We start from the raw sequence: 2,072 nt of genomic DNA, 5'->3' as shown, positions 1-2,072 counted from the left end.
GCCGGGGCCACGCCCGGCGGCGGGGCGGGCGGCACCGGCTGGCCGACGCGCGGCGCGGCAGCAGCCGGCGTGCCCTTCTCCGGCTCCACCGCCTCCAGCCGCAGCGACTGCGCGCCGATGCTGCTCTCGGTGCCCGAGTCGAACTCGGCCGACACCAGGTCGGGCCGGCGGATCGAGCGCACGATGTGCGGCGTGATCGACAGCAGCACCTCGCTGCGCTGCTTGTCGTCCTTCTGGCTGCCGAACAGCCGGCCCAGCACCGGCAGCTCGCCGAGCGCCGGCACCTTGTTGGCGGTGGAGCGGTCCTCGTCGTTGATCAGCCCGGCCAGGATCTGCGTCTCGCCGTCCTTCAGCCGCAGCACGGTGTTGGCGCCGCGCGTGCCGATCTGGTACGACAGCGAGCCCGACTTGCTCAGCACCTCGCGCACCAGGCTCGAGACCTCGAGGTTCACCTTGATCGCCACCTCTTCGTCGAGGTAGATGGTGGGCTCGACCTCGAGCTTCAGGCCGACGTCGACGTAGTTCACCGACTCCGACACGAAGCCGGTCGACGTGGACGTGGTGGTGATCACCGGCACGCGGTCGCCGATCAGGATCTTCGCCTTCTCCTTGTTGCGCACGCGGATGCGCGGGTTGGCGAGGATGTTGCCGTCGGTGTCTTCCTTGCGCGCGTTGATCAGCATGTTGCCGACCGAGGCCTGGATGGTGTTGCGGTTGATGTTGCGCAGGTCGTTCAGCGTCCACGGCTGGGTGGCCATGTTCAGCGGCGACAGCGTCAGCTGGCTCGGCCACTGCACGCCCAGCTCGAGCAGCCGCGTGCGCTTGATCTCGAGCACCTCGACGTCGAGCATCACCTCGGGGTCGCTCAGGTCCTGCAGCGCGACGATGCGCTCGGCCATGCGGATCGCCTCGGGAGTGTCGCGCATCATGATGATGCCCAGCCGCTCGTCGATCACCAGGTCCTTGGTCTTCACCAGTGTCTTGATCGCGCCCGACACCGCCTTCACGTCGGCATTGGTCAGGTAGAAGCTGCGCACCGCGAGCGTCTGGTAGTCCTTCAGCTTCTGCGGCGTGTTCGGGTAGATCAGCAGCGCGTTGTCGCTCAGCACCTTCTGCTCCAGCTGGTTGGTCACCAGCAGCAGGCGCACCGCGTCCTCGATCGAGGTGTTCTTCACCAGGATGCTGGCCTTCAGGTCGGGGCGCAGGTCCTTGTCGAACAGGAAGTTCAGGCCCGACACCTTCGAGATCACGTCGAACACCGACTTCAGCGGCGCATCGCGGAACTCCAGCGTGATCGGCTTGCGGTAGGCCGCGGCCAGGCGCGTCTCGGGCTTGACCAGCTTGCCGCGCGCCTCGTCGACGCGCGCCTTCAGGTTCAGCGCGTCCTTCTGGCCGGGGTTCTCGGCCAGCACCGGGCGGATCTTCTCGAGCGCGAGGTCCAGGTCGGCCGACGCGCCCTTGCGCAGCAGCGCCTCGCCCTCGGCGACGGCCTGGCGGTGGCGCCGCTCGGTCAGCAGCGCGTCCAGGCCCTGGCGCGCCATCGCGTTGTCGGGCTCGATCGCCTGCACCTGGCGGTACGCCTTCTCGGCGTCGGTGAGCCGGCCCTCGCGGCGCGCCGCCTCGCCGGCCAGCACGTGTCGGTTGACGGTCGACGCGCGCTGCGTCGCGAGCGCGATGCGGTATTCGGCATTCGCCGGGTCCAGGCGCACCGCCTCCTGCAGCTTGGCCAGGCCCTCGGTCGTCTTGCCTTCGGCCAGCAGCGCATTGGCGTCGCGGTAGGCCTGCGGCGCGGCGCAGCCGCTCAGCAGCAGCACCAGCAACGCGACCCTGGGATCAAACCATCTCATCGCATGTCTCTCGGTTCGCTTCCCCCGACGTCCAGGGTCTGCTTCTGGTTCAGCGGCGTGTAGAGCAGGGTCAGGGTGCTGCCCTGCAGGCTCTCCACCTTGTAGTTCTGGGCCACGGTGTCGCCGACGCGCACGACCAGGTTCTGGTCGTTGTACTGCAGGAACACCGCGACCTCGCCCCCGTCGGCATAGCGGCCGAGCACGCGGAACGGCAGCGGCGGGGCC

Annotated in this window: 1 protein-coding gene and 1 pseudogene; both read right to left on the bottom strand. The window is 68.8% G+C overall.

All coding sequences use genetic code 11. The annotated features are described in order from the left end of the window. The coding region (locus AC1DYN_RS32215) for a secretin GspD/PilQ domain-containing protein (protein ID WP_477966813.1) at positions 1 to 1,847 on the bottom strand (1,847 nt) is incomplete at its 3' end. After that, positions 1,844 to 2,072: pseudogene (locus AC1DYN_RS32210) on the bottom strand (hypothetical protein); the annotation flags it as partial. The gene AC1DYN_RS32215 and the pseudogene AC1DYN_RS32210, both read right to left, overlap by 4 nt.

It is taken from the genome of Rhizobacter sp. P2_D12 (assembly GCF_056404395.1).
Note: the sequence above shows the minus strand (reverse complement) of the source record. Positions and strands in the feature narration are given on the sequence as shown.